The organism is Bartonella sp. JB63, from assembly GCF_002022665.1.
GTDB lineage: Bacteria > Pseudomonadota > Alphaproteobacteria > Rhizobiales > Rhizobiaceae > Bartonella.
Genome location: NZ_CP019788.1, coordinates 179,852 through 195,428 on the forward strand (window position 1 = coordinate 179,852; position 15,577 = coordinate 195,428).

The window sequence follows — 15,577 nt, forward strand, 5'->3', positions numbered from 1 at the left end:
TTCTTTTTTACAACTGGTAATACAATCAGTTGTTAGCCTGAAACAGCTTAACATGAGGTTCAGATTGAAAAAATTAATTAAATAATTTTTAGGACCTGTTCATTTTACGCGCGCAAGTTATTTGCTAAGAGAAAGTGGAAAACATGATCACTGACTTTCTTTTATAGCTTGCATTGAAGATTAGTTATTGGTTCAGTGAGGATGACTCCTGAAAAACACGTCTACAAACTGCTTATTTGTTGCGATTTCTTGTTGTACACTCTTATTATACAGATATTAGCATGGGAAGTAGCTTAATGCGTTTAACGTTAAAAGCAGCAGAAAATTACAAGGTTGCTTTGGTGATTTTGATTGGAGATGAAAAATATTATAGTCGTTTTGGGATTTAAAATATAAAACATGAATAAATACAGATATTTGCACCCGTAAAACCACAGCGATTAATTAGCTTTGGAATTACAAGAAGGTGTATTAGAAATGTTGGAGGGTAAATTATTGTTCGTGTTAAAGCATAAACCGCTTTCAAGTAGCTATAAAGTTACTCAGAATTTTTTAATGATTTTCACGGTACCATACGCTGCTCAATAATAAAAGGCAGGTAAGCAACGCTAAAAATCCAGAAAAAATAGGAAAATGAGAGATATTAACCAAACGGGTTTCTGTTGCTTCTTTTAGAACAATTGAATGAGAAAGAGATGAGATTTTTCCTGTTTTTGATTGGATAAGTTTGATTGGAGGAAGATGAATACTATTTTTTTCTTCATTCCATAAACGCACAACATTACCACCAGTGTGTTTACTGATGGGAGCAAGTTTTTCTTCTGTCGAAATTAAATCAGATAATTCAGGGCTATTGATTGACCCTACAGTAGAAAATACTGTTTGATCGCCATTATGGATGGTAAAGATTCCTGTTTCATTGGTCTGAATACTTCCTGTAAATACACCTTCTTGTTCTTTTGTAAGAGTGATATTCTTTTTTTTGCCAGAGGGAAAGATTATTTCAACTGGTTTTGGATGATTTTGAAGCGTTTGCCGACGAATTGTTAAATGATAATGGTGACTCAAAGCGCTTAATTTTTCTTCTTCAAGTTCTGGTTCTTTCATCAGCCAGTGAGCAATTCGACGATAAAGAGCTGCATAAGGACCTCCTCCTTCAAAACCTCGTGCCCAAAGCCAACTTTCATCGGAAAGTAACATTCCTACACGACCTTTATCAACGTGAGAAAGAAGCAAAAGCGGTTGTTCATCGGCTCCTTTCATGATGGCAATGTTTTTTCCTGTATTTTGAATTGCAATTTGTCGCAACCATCGTCCCCATTGATGAGCTGGATGGGTAGGTGTTGCAAGTCCTCGCGTAACAGGGTGACGTTCACCTACTTTGGTTAAGGTAGGGCGAAAAGGCTTTTGAATAATAGCACCATTTGGCAGTGCTGGTAGAACACGTATTAAAGGCGTTTTAGCTAGTGAAAATTCTTTAGTAAATTCAGGTCCTGTTACTATCAGTAATGCGCCACCTTTTTGTACATATTGGGCAATATAATCATAGTAAATCAATGGAAGGGCAGTGGAATGTTGGTAGCCATCAAGAATAACAAGATCAAAATTATTGATGTCTTCAACAAATAATTTTGTGGTAGGAAAGATTACAAGTGATAATTGATTTACAGGTGTATTATCGGCTTTTTCAGGTGGACGCAAAATAGTGAAATGAACAAGATCAATATTAGAATCACTTTTTAAAAGATCACGCCATGTACGTTCACCATTATAGGGTGCTCCTGAAATCAAAAGAACTCGCAAATTTTCTCTAATCCCTTCAATAACAGTTATAGCGCGATTGTTATCAAGGCTTAATTCACCTTCATGTGTGTCAGTTGTAACTTGAATGATATTTTTTTCGGCGTGGGGTAGGATGATTTCAGTTTGAAAGATGACACCGGGGGTCACAGAATGATGACCAACCTCTTGATCATTGATTCTTACAATAATATTTGCTTGTGCTGGCATAGGATCTTTAAACTGCCCTTTGTCTTCTACCAAAATGGAGAGTATGATTGGTTTATTAACAAGAGCAAAGCGGGGAGGTGCGATAAATTTAATTTGGCGGTCAAATTCATCCGTTTTACCTGTTATCAAAGCATTAATTGGTGCATCATGATTAAATTCTGATAGCTGAGGAATATCATGTACTTGTCCATCCGTGATCAAAATCGTTCCTGCATAGCGAGAAGGTTGTATATCAGATATAGCTTGTGTTAGAGCGTGAAACAAATTTGTTGATGGTGCATAATGATCATCAGAAAATTTTCCAACTTCAATGAAGCGCGGTTCGAATTGTGGATAACTCGCCAGTACATTTTTTAGTTGTATACGTGCTTTATTGCTATCTTCTTCACGTGTGCCAAACGTTTGGCTTTCGCTATGATCAATAACAATACCTACAGTACTTTTAACGGGTTCACGCTGTTCTTTTGTGATCATTGGATTAAGTAGCACAAGGATGAGTGAGATTAGTGCTGTAAGGCGTAAAAAGGCTCCGCGACATCGTGTAATAAGGCCAATGATTATAAAAAAAGCAGGGAGCCCTCCTAAAAAAAGAAGCCAAGCAATAGACAGAGAAGGTTGAAAAATGAGAGATTCTATCATTGCCTTCTTTCTTTATTAAAACGTTCTAATAATGCAGGAACATGAATCTGGTCGGCTTTATAATTTCCTGTAAGTATATAAATGACAATATTCAATCCTGCACGAAATGCCCACAGTCGTTGCATAGGGTCATTAGGAATAAGTGGATATTTCCAAATGCCTTTTTCGTTTAGTGCCCAAGCAGCAGCAAAGTTATTCGCAGTGATAAGAAGAGAACTAACATTATCACCAGTAGTGATAGAGTTTTTGTTTATTGAGGATGATTCAACCCATAAGGGGGAACCACGATAAAGCCCAGGAAAATCAGGCATAATATAAAAAGAACGAGCAATAACATGCTCAATTGATGCTGGTTCAAGCGTTGAAATATTTAATCCACTTAATATATCACGTAATCTTTGTGTGGCTGGTGTAGCTACTTCTTCGAGGTTAAAATTTGTATTTATTTGATCACGAGTGTCAAATAAAATTGTACCACCGTGTTTCATAAAGGCATTGATTTTTTCAAGGCTTTTTTGTGTCGGCATGGGACTATTAGCATCAATTGGCCAGTAAATAAGAGGATAGAAAGAGAGTTCATCTTTATCAAGATCGAGTGCTACTACAGGACCAGGTGAAAGCATTGTACGCTCTGCTATAAATTGACTGAGCGCTTCTAACCCACTTTTACTCGTTGTATCAATTTCATGACTATTGGTTATAACATAAGCGAGATGGGTAGAACCTGCTGCTTGTACAATAGTTTCATCATAGTCTTCTATAATTTGTGCCTGTACAGTCGGTGAATATGGAAATAAGACGATGAAAACTACTATAAAAGGCAGAAGAAGTGACATATTGTATCGTCGATTAAAAAGAAAAGATCTGTTTATCCATAGAGCTAAAAAACTATCAAGAGCTAATAATAAGCTGGTTAGTCCTAAAAGGATTCCAGTAAAATGTTTTTCTTGTATATCGTAGGATAAAGGTTTCTCACTTAAGGAGGTAGGTAATAATGATTGTTTTATTAAGTGTGATGTATGATTGAGTAGATTGAAGGCATAGAGATTGTTTTCAACGCCATAAAGTCCAGGTGGGGTATAGTAGGATGGAAGGGGAGGATTCTGTGCATCTGTAATAAGTGGGATAACATGAGAAGGAGCTGTTTGTAATTGACCATTAGCATTGAGTGTTTGCCAAGGATTGTGTATTGTTTTTATTTGCGTTGTAGTTTCTTTTGCATGTGTACTAAGTGTACTAAGCGTAATAAGTTTTTGTAACATTTGTGCAAAAAAACCGGACAGAGGGAGATTCGACCATGTAGGATCAGGTGCTACATGAATAAGAATGAGCATACCTTTACCATGATTGGCTGCTGTAATAAGGGGAGTACCATCTGCAAGACTAAGCCATGTTTTTTCAAAAAGATCTGAGTTTGGTTCTGCAAGAATTTGACGTGAAACAGTGATATCTTCTGGAAAGGAAAGGTCAAAAAAGAAACTATTTTTTGCAAAAGGCGCTAATTTTTGTGGTTTTGCCCAGGACATAACACTACCAAGTGAGCGTTTACCAGAACGTAATGACACAGGTAATAAACTATCATAATGTTTTGCAGTACTCAGATTTTCTCCAGCAAAACGGATAAGTATTCCTCCTTGATTGACAAAATCAGAAAGCTTTTTTTCTGCTTCTTTTGCAATATTAATTATATCACCCATAATGAAAACAGATGGATTTTGTTTAAGTAAACGATCAATATCAATTGAAAGTTCTCCTCCTTCCATTGTTATAAGCTGTGTATGATCTTGTAATGCTTTGATAACGTAGTACATTGGAGAAAGTAAGGGCTGCACCATTTTATTGATATTTGGTGATAAAAGAGCAACGCGGTTTATTCGGCTACGGCTGTCGACTAAAAAAGTTGCAGCAGCGTGGTCCTGTTTATCAATTTTAATCCACGCGATATGATTATGTAGCTCAAGTGGTAGATTAAAAGGAATAAGAGCAGTCGTTTCTCCTTCATTAAAATTTGTCGTAAAACGAGTAAGGAGTTGATTTTTAAAATCATAAAGGTTGAGTGTTATTGGAGTTTCACCATAAGTGGTTGCACGGATAACACGTGCTGACATATTTCCATTATTATTTTGTATGTTTGTTATGCCCGCAAGAGTAGAAATATCATCTGCATACCATAAGAATTTTTTTAGCTTTAACTGCTTCATAAGAGCAAAAGCCTGCTCATCTTCATTTGTTTGCAAACCATCACTTAAATAAGCAATATCAAGAGGTTTTTCATTAATCTGTTCTGTGAGTTTTTGAAAGGCTTGAACGCGGTTGACAGGCCAAGGACGAGGACATAAATGTAGTAAATACTGTTTGATAACTTCTGCAGAAAAAGGACCAATATCTTGAGTATTGTTTTCAGCTGTTGCAAGCAAATAAATATTTTTTTGGTGTTTTTCTGCTTGTGCGAGTAAGGATTTGGCAACAGCAATGCGTTTTTTCCATTCTTCAGCGGATGCCCATCCATTATCAATGATGAGTGCAAGAGGGTGAGAACCAGAAAATACAATTGATTTTTGAATCGAAGTAGGACGTGCTAATGCGATAATTATAAGTGTTGCTATAATTAATCGTAACAATAATAACCACCAAGGTGTATAATTAACAGTTTCCTGTTGATTAGTTTTTTTAAGCAAAAGGTGTAAAGGGGGAAAAAGTTCTTTACGAGGGTTTGGAGGTGTTGTTCTCAACAGCCACCAAATAACCGGTAAAGCCAAAAGTCCAAGCAAAAGTAAAGGAGCATCAAAACTCAAAGTGATCTCCTTAGATAAGATTTAGAGGGTTGCGTTTTGTTTGCAAGGCGTACAATGACCTCAGTTACAGGGGTATCAGTTAAGCTAACCTGGTAAGTCCATCCTTGATGCGAACAAAATTCTGCTAGTTTTTTTCGTCTTTCTTGGTAGAGCTTGTGATAGTTCTTACGCAAGTTTTCTGCTTTTCTTATAAGAAGTTTTTCTTTTGTTTCAGGATCAAAAAATTCTGTATGGCCTGTGTAAGGGAAACGTTCTTCTGCTGGATCGGTAACTTCAATGAGATGTGCATTGACTTGTTTTGTAGCTAAAACTGTTAGGTGATCGATAATTTTTTCACTATCGTCAAGGAAGTCACTTATTATTATGACTTGTGAAAAACGAGTAACAGTTGAGAAATTTGGAAATGAATTTTCACCTTGATAATTCGTTAAAGCTAAAGCCATACGCTCCATTGCATTGGAAGTGCTCGTTGGAGCCATTAAACCGGGAATGGCAATATATTCACCATTTTTTGCAAGAAGTTTTGCCAAAGCAAGGGAAAGAATGATAGCATGATTGCCTTTAGAGATTTTTGAAAAGCATGAACAATATTGCATAGAAGCACTTTGATCGGGCCAAATCCAAACTGTTTGCATTGTTTCCCATTCACGTTCACGTAGGTAGATATGTTCATCACGTGCTGAACGACGCCAGTCAATATGTGTAGTCGATTCTCCTTCCACATAAGGACGAAATTGCCAGAAATTTTCTCCATTGCCACGTTTGCGTTGACTATGCCTTCCGGTTATTAGTGTATTGGCAATACGGTTTGCTTGTAAAAGAAAACAGGGCATATTAGCTGCATCTTTCTGCAGTTTCCCAGCAAGTGATTTTGGACTTTCCTTAAAAATTTTTTTGCCAATAGCCATTAGAGGGAGTCTTTCACAAGATTAGCAATAATATCTTTTATAGTTATATTTTCAGCATGTGCAGAAAAATTAAGTGCCATGCGATGTTGTAATACGGGTTGGGCGAGTGCTTGAATATCATCAAGCGAAGGGGCTAAACGTCCATAGTAAAAGGCACGAGCACGAACACAAAGTGAAAGTGCTTGTGATGCCCGGGGACCAGGACCCCAAGAAATATAAGTATTTGCAAGAGAATTATCTTTATGAGGACGAGCTGAACGCACTAGTTTCAAAATAGCTTCAACAACACTTTCAGAAATTGGCATTTGGCGGACAATATTTTGAATTTTTTGTAATTTTTTGATTGATAAAACAGGTTTTGCAACTTGATTTTTTTTACCTGTTGTTTCTAAGATGATACGCCGTTCTGTAGCTAGATCCGGATAGTCAATGTCAATTTGCATTAAAAAGCGATCTAGTTGCGCTTCAGGAAGAGAGTAAGTTCCTTCTTGTTCAACAGGATTTTGAGTTGCAAGTACATGAAAGGGTTGTGGTAGATCATAACGCGTTCCAGAAATAGTGACATGATATTCTTGCATGGCTTGGAGAAGAGCTGATTGAGTACGAGGAGAAGCACGGTTAATTTCATCGGCCATGAGAAGTTGAGTAAAGATAGGACCCTGAATATAACGGAAAGAGCGTTGACCATTTTTATCTGAATCCATAATTTCAGAACCAATAATATCTGATGGCATTAAATCTGGTGTAAATTGGATGCGTTTTGAATCAAGTCCTAAGACGATTCCAAGTGTTTCAACAAGGCACGTTTTAGCAAGTCCTGGAACACCAACAAGGAGGGCATGTCCTCCCGCAAAGATAGCTGTTAAGGTGTATTCAATCACATGACTTTGTCCAAAAATAACTTTGTCAATTGCTTTTTGTAGAATATCTAGCTCTTTGTGTGCTTCATCAATATCTTTAACAATTAATGAGGTATTATCTTTGATACTCGCTTTTTCAGTAGAATGAGATAATGTATCATATTGACTCATATTTTTTCCTTAAAGCCCTGTGTCGTAAAATAATATTTATTCTATGATTATAAATCTTTTTACAATTTGTAACAGAAAATAAAAAGAAAAGAAGTGTGATAAGCTGTTTTTTGTATTCTTCGTACAGATAAAAATATTTTTATAGAGAAAGATTGTAGTTTATAAGAAATATATTATGCGTTGTGTGCATTGAAATTTACAAGTTTTGAGAGAAATAATGAAGGTTTGTTTGAAAGGTTAAAGGGTGAATATAACACAAAATTTCAAACAGGCTGCATGGTTGAAGTGTAGCGATATTCAAACACTTCTTCGTGTTTTATCACTTGATGGTGAAGAAGCACGTGTTGTTGGTGGTGCTGTACGTAATCAGCTTTTGCAACAGCCTATTAGCGATATTGATATTGCAACAACCTGTTTGCCACGACAGGTTGTAAAGCGTGTAGAAGAAGTAGGATTTAAAGCTATTCCTACGGGGATTAATTTTGGTACAGTGACAGTAGTTGGCAAGTCATGCTCTTACGAGGTTACAACACTTCGCTCTGATATTGAAACCGATGGCCGTCACGCTAAAGTTATTTTTAGTCGCGATTGGAAAAAAGATGCTGAACGGCGAGATTTTACTATCAATGCACTCTATTGTAATGCAGCTGGCGAAATTTATGATGAGGTGGGAGGTCTGCATGATATTGCAACTCGAACGATTCGTTTTATCGGTGCTTCGGAGCAGCGTATTTGTGAAGATTATTTACGTATTTTGCGTTTTTTTCGTTTTTTTGCTTGGTATGGAAAAGGACGTCCTGATTCAGAAGGATTAAAAGCATGTGTTCGTTTAAAACAAAGTTTAAAAAAGCTTTCACCAGAGCGTATTTGGGAAGAAATGAAAAAACTTTTGACTGCTTCAGATCCAACGCGTGCTCTTTTATGGATGCGTCAAAGTGGAATTTTAACGCTCATTCTACCTGAGACAGAAAGATGGGGTATTGATGTAATCCACTCACTTATCAAAACAGAGCAGGCTTTGGGTTGGAAGGTAGATCCATTTTTGCGATTAGAAAGTCTTATTCCTCCTGATATCATGCGTATTCATGATATGACTCGTCGTTTACGTTTGTCTAATAAAGAGAAAATACGGCTAAAGAAATGGTCAGGGTTGGAACTGATTAATCATGATTGTTCAGATATTTTTGTACAAAGAATGATTTATCTTTATGGTCGGCAACCAATTTTAGATCAATTAGCTTTGTCTTTGGCAATTGCACACGACCACACTTTAAAGGACATTAAAGCTGCTCAAAAAGAAAAATGTTATATTAGGCTTTATCAACTTGCTCGAAAATGGCAAATTCCAACTTTCCCTATTAGTGGCAAGGATTTATTAGAAAGAGGGTTAGTACAAGGGATATTTTTAGGAAAAAAACTCAAAGAACTGGAAACAATATGGATCAAAAGTGGCTTTTTGATTGACCGTAATAAACTATTAGAAAAAATTGAGCAGTAATATTATATTTTTGTTAGGAATACTTTGAACTTTTCTTTGTTATTTGGTTTGTGTTTGTAGGATTTTATCGTTATGTAATTATTTTGATGCATAAAAAATATGTTCCTGCTAATATCATCTTTTTTAGTTCACAGAAAATAATGTCCTTATATAAATAGGGCCAAAAAGTAATTATGTTCAATTTATTTATGTTTCATAGAAGCATGAATGATGAGAGTAAGTCATCTTACAATAATGTTGCATTAAAAATTGGTTTTTCAATACTTTTAAATTTTTGTTTCTATGAAAGTTATTTTAGATAATACCGATCGTAGTTTATTATTGTAAAATTTTGTTTCAGAAAAGCAAATACCATTTTGATCAAAACTGCTGCTAGTAGTTTTTCATGTTCAGCTTAGTTGCATTATATAACTCTTTGGTAATCTTTTCTATAGAGCACTTTTTATTTAGCATATGCTCATAGTTTGATTTAATGGCTACTCTGAATCAATAATTGAGTAAAAACTTAAGTATAATGCGAAAATGTATTCGTATTTAAAATATAAAAGAACTATAATCTTTTTCCCCACGCTATCTTTTATTAAGACCATTTTGTAAAATTGTTTCTTTAAAATGTGACGATCAAACTTAACAACTTTTATTTTTTCAATGTAATTTCTATCACCATTAAAAATTTTATCGTCTAATAAAATAGCTTTCTATTATGAAGATTAATATGGTTATAAAGTTTAGTCTTTTATCATAAGATTTTTCTTATTTCATTATAACCAATTTGACGAAGTGCTTCTCCTGTTGTCATGGCAACACTCATTGCGAGATTTAAAGAGCGTGCGTGTGATAGCATAGGAATTGTTAATGCATAATCAGCTGCTTTATAAACATAATCGGGAACACCTGCTGATTCACGGCCAAAAAGTAAAACATCGTTTTTTTGATAACGCATTTCTGTGTAACACGTCTTTGCTTTTGTACTTAAGAGCAAAAGACGATGGTTAAAGCGTTGCATGGTATCAATAAAATTTTGCCAATTAAGGTGACGCTCTAATGAAGCTCGTTCAAGATAATCCATACCTGCCCGTTTAAGATTGCGGTCGGATAAATCAAAGCCCGCGGGCTCAATAATGTGTATATGCAGACCAAAACAAGCACTAAGACGTAAGATTGTTCCTGTGTTACCAGCGATATCTGGTTGAAAAAGAGCGATGTGAAGTGTCATGTATTACAAAATTTTAGTATTTTTAGACTGATTTACAAAGAAGCTATTTATAGCGATAATGATTTCAAAGAGATAGCTTTTATTAATTTATTAAATATAATACAATATGCATACTAGCCTGTATGAAAAGAATTTTTCTTTTAGGATAGCTTTTATGATGCAAAAAGTTAGAAAATAGAGGATTGAAATTAGTAAGATGTATATGATACAGAAGTAAAATAAATAACAGATTTTTTACAAGGTAATAGATAAGAAAACACGGCGGGATTTTCTGTTTTTAGCAACAGGTGTTGTTGGTGTAGTGGGGGTTGGTACCGTTACATGGCCTTTTATTAGTCAATTACATCCTGATCAAGCTGTTTTATCTGCTGCTTCTATTGAGGTTGATCTCTCTGATATTGAGGAAGATATGTCGGTGACAGTAAAATGATGTGGACAGCCTGTCGTCATTCGTAATCGTACTGCAAAAGAAATAGCTGAAGCTCAAGATGTTAAATTGAGTGATCTTAAAGATCGTCAAGCACGCAATCCTAATCTTAAAAATGAAGCAGAAGCGACAGATTTTGCGCATTCAGCAGGAAAGAGACGTGAAAATTGGCTAATTGATTAATCTATGTACTCATCTAGGCTGTGTAATACTTGATTGATTAGGTCAATTTGGTGAATGGTTATGTCCTTGTCATGGATCTATTTACGATACTGCTGGAATAGTAAGAACAGGTCCAGCGAACTATAATTTAGCTATTCCACTTTATCAATTTCTTTCTGATAATTTACTAAGAATAGGATGGTGTAATGAGGAAATTTTTCCCTTATCTTCCTAAAAGAGATCTTGCTCGTTGGCTTGATAAGCATTTGCCTCTTCTTCGTTTTTTATACAATACTTTTATAGCTTTTCCTGTTTCGCGTAACCTTAGTTATTTTTATACATTTGGTGGTATTTTAACTATTATGCTTTTATCTTAGCTTTTAACAGGTATTGTATTAGCTATGCACATCTGTGCCAGATGTTCATTTAGCTTTTGAAACAGGTGGACTATTTAGGCGTGAATGACAGTTTGGTTGGCTTTTTCGTCCCTGGTATTCTGTGGGATCTTCGTTCTTTTTTATTGCTGTCTACATCCATTTGGCACGAGGACTTTATTATGGTTCTTATAAAAATATGCGTGAAATGGTTTGGGTGACGGGTATCTTCATCTATATCATTATGATGGTAGTTTCATTTTTGGATTATGTATTGGTTTGGAGGATGATGTCTACTTCTACGGCTTTGATAATTACTGGTTTTTAAAAGGTTATTTCTTCGGAACATGGTTATATGAGACGCTTGTTGTTGGTTATAGTGTAGGGCAGCCGACACTTAATCGTTTTTATGTTTTCCATTATTTATTGTCGTTTTTTACCTTTTCTTATAGGTCTTCATATTTGGGGAATTCACCAAGTTGGACAGAGCAATCCAACATGAATTGAAATACAATCAGATGAGGAAATAATTCCTTTTTCTCCTTATGCGCTTATTAAAGATATTTTTTCTATTACTGTTTTTATGATTTTTTTCTTGGTTTTTATTTTTATTTTGGTTCCATGGTTTGACCGTTCAAAAATACATTTAGCAAGATATAGACCTCTTTATAAAATTTTCTTCTGGATATTAATCATTGATGTTGTTTTGCTTGGTTATATTGGTTCAAAAGAGACTAATTCTAGTATTTTTTGTGGGCACAATTAGCAACAGCGTATTATTTTATATTCTTTTTAATTATTTTACCAATCATACTCTATTTTGAAAAGAGAAGTCGTATGCCTACTTCGATTATGGAAGATCTAAAACGAAGATCTAAAACAGAGAACAAATCAACCAGGTAAAGGCTTTTATTGAATTGATCTTAATAGGAGTTATCGTCTTTTCTTTTCAAAGCGTTGCCGGTAATCTCTTTGATAAGAGAGAACATGCTTCCTTTCCCTTTTATGTACCTCAAAAACAAGATTGGAATTTTTCGGGGCCATTTGGTATTTATGATAAAGCGCAATTACGATGTGGGTTTAAGGTTTATAAAAAAGTATGTGCTAGTTGCGATGGGCTAAAATATGTATCTTTTCGTGATTTAAAAGCACTGAGTTATGATCAGGAACAGATTAAAGCTTTTGCTTCGCAATATGAAGTAAGCGATGGTCCTAATAAAGAAGGAAAATTTTTTAAGAGATCTGGTATTGCGTCAGATTATTTTCTTTCCCCTTTTTCTAATATTGAAGAAGCGAAATTTATGCATAATGGCGTTGAGCCTGCTGATTTATCATTGATGACGCGTACACGTTTTGTTTCTTTACCATTTCCTGCTTTAATTACTGATGTTTTGACCAATTATAATACTGTTGGTCCTGATTATATTACAGCTCTTTTAACAGGGTATCAAGAGGCTCCAAAGAATAAAAAAATCGCTAAAGGTTACTGGTATAATCCTTATTTTATTGCAGGTGATGTTTTAGCTATGGTACCTCCTTTGAAGGATGGTCTTGTTTCTTATGAGGATGGAACACAAGAAACGGTTGAACATTATGCGCGTGATGTGTCTTCTTTTTTAATGTGGGCAGCTGATCCTTATATGGAAATTCGTAAGAAAACAGGTTTTCATGTTATTTTATTTTTAATTATTTTTGGAGTGCTTTATAGTATGAAAAGAAGAATTTGGCATGATTTAGATAAGAATTTGAAGAGAAACAAAAAATGAAAAAATAAGCACACAAAATAAGCTATCTCAAAAACGTGTAGGGAACAAATTTTATAATGATGCATTGAGAGTTCATAAAGTAAAAACGGAGAATTATAAAATGAAGAAAATTGTTTGCACTGCTTTCGTGTCAATTTTTATGGTTTCTGGTGCGTATGCTCAGTCTTTTACACCTACAACGCCTTTTGAAACTGAGGTAATTTCATCAACAGGTATTGTACGAATTGGTTCAGATATGGTCGCGCGTTACATTACACCTTCAGCATCTGATTTCGTTGCTTCAAGTCTTATTGGTGCTAATGTATACAATATGGAAGATGAAAATATTGGTGAAGTGAAAGATATTATTTTGCGTGAGAACAGTGTCGAAGGAATTGTTATTGGTATTGGTGGCTTTCTTGGTATAGGAGAACGCTATGTAGTTGTTTCTCCTGATACAATTCAAAAGACAAACGATTATGGTAAATGGAAGTTTATTATCAATGCAACAAAGGATTCCTTAAAAGGTGCTCCAGAATTTAAATATGAAGGTCGTTGGACTCGTTAATTTTTTATTTTAGAAATAAAATAGCCGCTTATAATATAATGCGGCTATTTTTTCTGAAAATTTTCTTAAGGGAGCAGAAACAATTGATATAAAGAAAAATTTTAAAGAGTTAAGAGATCTAAGACTTCAAAAGAGATGCATTAGGTATTATGCTTAAACAATATAATATCACCGTCTTGCACAATATATTCTTTACCTTCATCGCGAGCTTTTCCTGCTTCTTTTGCTCCGTTTTCTCCACCAAAAGCAATATAATCTTCATAGCTAATAGTTTGGGCACGAATAAAGCCACGTTCAAAATCTGAATGAATGACACCAGCAGCTTGAGGTGCTTTTATTCCGCGCACAATTGTCCATGCTCGTGTTTCTTTAGGACCACAAGTAAAGTAAGTAATTAGGTCAAGTAAATCATAGCCAGTACGAATGAGTCGATTGAGGCCAGGTTCAGAGAGCCCTAAAGTTTTAAGATATTCTAAAGACTCTTCGTCAGTAAGTTGAGCAATTTCAGCTTCGATGGAAGCTGCAATGACAATAGTTTGTGCATTCTGTTCTGTTGCCATTTTTTCAACTGCTTGGGTAAAATCATTACCGTGAGCAGCTTCATTTTCACCGACATTGCAAACATAGAGAACAGGTTTTGATGTTAAAAGATTCAAACCATTAAGAATGCATCGTTCATCGGCAGAAATATCTTTGAGCATTAATCGTACAGGGTATCCTTTTTGCAGTAATTTTAATGCAGATTCTATGATAGGGAGAATAGCAAGAGCTTCTTTCTCTTTTCCAGTTGCACGTTTGCGAATTTGTGTGATTCGCCGTTCAAGGCTTTCAAGATCTGAAAGCATGAGTTCCGTTTCAACGGTTATAGCATCAGAAATAGGATCAATTCGTCCTTCTACATGTGTAATATTTTCATCTTGAAAACATCGTAAGACGTGGATAATGGCATCAACTTCACGAATATTCGCTAAAAATTTATTTCCTAAACCTTCCCCTTTTGAAGCACCACGTACAAGCCCTGCAATATCAACAAAACTAATACGTGTAGGAATTATTTCTTTTGATCCAGCAATAGAGGCGATTTTTTTCATCCGTAGATCTGGGACAGCAACTTCACCGGTATTAGGTTCGATTGTACAGAAAGGATAATTGGCAGCTTGTGCTGCAGCTGTTTTTGTTAATGCATTAAAGAGAGTTGATTTGCCAACATTGGGTAATCCGACAATACCGCATTTAAATCCCATATATTCTCTTTCTTTATTGATTGTAATTTATTCTGGTTAAGATAAAGCTTTGTTGGTATTTCTATAGCATGTTTTGAAAAGAGTTCTAGTCTGCAGTTGTTATGTTCGGGTGATAGTGTGAAAAAATATACTGAAATAATTGCTATAATTTTTTTATTATTACATTTTAAATATTCTTTAATTTTAATAATGGTTTTACTAATAAATATTAACAGTGCGCGTAGTATGCAAAGTTTTCGAAAATAAATAATCGGAGAAAATATGGGGTTGTTATCTCGTCGAACTTTTTTAATTACAGCGCCTTTGGCTTTGGTTGGATGTCTTACACGTCAATCAAAAGTGTCTATTTTTTCTCAAAAGGTTCAGTATGTTCCACCGGAAATACAGGCTTTATATGGGCCTGTAACAAATGAACCTTATTTTTTACCTGCAGTTAATCTTTCAACAATTAATCCAAAATTTTGGCGTAAACAGGTCAATTATCATACAGATTATCCTCCTGGTACATTAGTTGTAGATACCCAAGCATGTTTGCTTTATCTTGTTGGTGAAAATGGAAAAGCTTTACGTTATGGTATTGGTGTTGGAAAAGAAGGTTTAGCGTTTACAGGCGTTGGGATTATACAATATAAACGCCGATGGCCTAGTTGGGCTCCTACTAAGAAAATGATGGAGCGTGAACCAGAACGTTATGGTCATTTAGCCCAAGGTATGCCACCTGGTCCTGAGAATCCATTAGGAGCACGAGCATTTTATCTTTTCAAAGATGGGAAAGATACACTTTTCCGTATTCACGGTTCACATGAAGCTTGGTCAATTGGTCGCGCTATTTCTAGTGGATGTATCCGTCTACTCAATCAAGACATTATTGACCTTTATAATCGTGTTCCTAGTGGTTCACGTGTAGTAGTGTTACAGAATGATGAAAATACATCAGGTGAGTTTATTTAAGTGTAATAA

Annotated in this window: 10 protein-coding genes and 2 pseudogenes; 6 read left to right on the forward strand and 6 right to left on the reverse strand. The window is 35.2% G+C overall.

Annotation, left to right across the window (positions count from 1 at the left end):
- Positions 1–552: 552 nt before the first annotated feature.
- Genes BJB63x_RS00810 through BJB63x_RS00825 form a run of 4 tightly spaced genes read right to left on the reverse strand, consistent with a single transcriptional unit; the run spans position 553 to position 7,383 of the window.
- Positions 553–2,649, reverse strand: a complete 2,097-nt coding sequence (locus tag BJB63x_RS00810) for a glutamine amidotransferase (protein ID WP_078718596.1) — start codon at positions 2,647–2,649, stop codon at positions 553–555.
- Positions 2,646–5,444: a DUF4159 domain-containing protein gene (locus tag BJB63x_RS00815; RefSeq protein WP_078718597.1), complete on the reverse strand. Its 2,799-nt coding sequence runs from the start codon at positions 5,442–5,444 to the stop codon at positions 2,646–2,648. Before BJB63x_RS00815 ends, BJB63x_RS00810 begins: the two co-directional genes overlap by 4 nt.
- Positions 5,441–6,352 carry a DUF58 domain-containing protein gene (locus BJB63x_RS00820; protein ID WP_078718598.1) on the reverse strand — a complete coding sequence of 304 codons (912 nt, stop codon included), beginning with the start codon at positions 6,350–6,352 and terminating at the stop codon, positions 5,441–5,443. Before BJB63x_RS00820 ends, BJB63x_RS00815 begins: the two co-directional genes overlap by 4 nt.
- Positions 6,352–7,383, reverse strand: coding sequence for an AAA family ATPase (locus BJB63x_RS00825; protein ID WP_078718599.1), 1,032 nt, complete (start codon positions 7,381–7,383; stop codon positions 6,352–6,354). The genes BJB63x_RS00820 and BJB63x_RS00825 overlap by 1 nt, the downstream gene beginning before the upstream one ends.
- Positions 7,384–7,627: 244 nt before the next feature.
- Here BJB63x_RS00825 and BJB63x_RS00830 point away from each other — a divergent pair, with 244 nt between their 5' ends.
- A complete protein-coding gene (locus BJB63x_RS00830) occupies positions 7,628–8,881 on the forward strand; it encodes a CCA tRNA nucleotidyltransferase (RefSeq protein ID WP_078718600.1) in 1,254 nt (417 codons plus the stop codon).
- Between the two features lie 739 nt (positions 8,882–9,620).
- Here BJB63x_RS00830 and BJB63x_RS00835 read toward each other — a convergent pair.
- A complete protein-coding gene (locus BJB63x_RS00835; RefSeq protein WP_078718601.1) occupies positions 9,621–10,097 on the reverse strand; it encodes a tRNA (cytidine(34)-2'-O)-methyltransferase in 477 nt (158 codons plus the stop codon).
- A gap of 244 nt (positions 10,098–10,341) precedes the next feature.
- Between BJB63x_RS00835 and petA the strand changes: the two are divergent.
- The 4 genes and pseudogenes from petA to BJB63x_RS00860 all read left to right on the forward strand — a co-directional run bounded on the left by petA (position 10,342) and on the right by BJB63x_RS00860 (position 13,373).
- Positions 10,342–10,921: pseudogene (petA, locus tag BJB63x_RS00840) on the forward strand (ubiquinol-cytochrome c reductase iron-sulfur subunit).
- Positions 10,893–11,963: pseudogene (locus BJB63x_RS00850) on the forward strand (cytochrome b). Before petA ends, BJB63x_RS00850 begins: the two co-directional pseudogenes overlap by 29 nt.
- A gap of 14 nt (positions 11,964–11,977) precedes the next feature.
- A complete protein-coding gene (locus BJB63x_RS00855) occupies positions 11,978–12,826 on the forward strand; it encodes a cytochrome c1 (RefSeq protein ID WP_236823860.1) in 849 nt (282 codons plus the stop codon).
- Positions 12,827–12,926: 100 nt separating this feature from the next.
- Positions 12,927–13,373, forward strand: a complete 447-nt coding sequence (locus tag BJB63x_RS00860; RefSeq protein ID WP_078718603.1) for a PRC-barrel domain-containing protein — start codon at positions 12,927–12,929, stop codon at positions 13,371–13,373.
- Positions 13,374–13,513: 140 nt separating this feature from the next.
- On the opposite strand, the gene ychF is transcribed toward BJB63x_RS00860, so the two are convergent.
- Positions 13,514–14,617: a redox-regulated ATPase YchF gene (ychF, locus tag BJB63x_RS00865; protein WP_078718604.1), complete on the reverse strand. Its 1,104-nt coding sequence runs from the start codon at positions 14,615–14,617 to the stop codon at positions 13,514–13,516.
- Positions 14,618–14,884: 267 nt separating this feature from the next.
- Between ychF and BJB63x_RS00870 the strand changes: the two genes are divergently transcribed.
- A complete protein-coding gene (locus tag BJB63x_RS00870; RefSeq protein WP_078719497.1) occupies positions 14,885–15,568 on the forward strand; it encodes a L,D-transpeptidase in 684 nt (227 codons plus the stop codon).
- Positions 15,569–15,577 lie beyond the last annotated feature (9 nt).

What these genes read in the sequence shown, in the direction of transcription:
- BJB63x_RS00825 (WP_078718599.1), bottom strand. Translation starts at nt 7,383, where the DNA reads ATGAGTCAATATGATACATTATCTCATTCTACTGAAAAAGCGAGTATC.
- BJB63x_RS00860 (WP_078718603.1), top strand. Translation starts at nt 12,927, where the DNA reads ATGAAGAAAATTGTTTGCACTGCTTTCGTGTCAATTTTTATGGTTTCT.
- BJB63x_RS00820 (WP_078718598.1), bottom strand. Translation starts at nt 6,352, where the DNA reads ATGGCTATTGGCAAAAAAATTTTTAAGGAAAGTCCAAAATCACTTGCT.
- BJB63x_RS00810 (WP_078718596.1), bottom strand. Translation starts at nt 2,649, where the DNA reads ATGATAGAATCTCTCATTTTTCAACCTTCTCTGTCTATTGCTTGGCTT.
- ychF (WP_078718604.1), bottom strand. Translation starts at nt 14,617, where the DNA reads ATGGGATTTAAATGCGGTATTGTCGGATTACCCAATGTTGGCAAATCA.
- BJB63x_RS00835 (WP_078718601.1), bottom strand. Translation starts at nt 10,097, where the DNA reads ATGACACTTCACATCGCTCTTTTTCAACCAGATATCGCTGGTAACACA.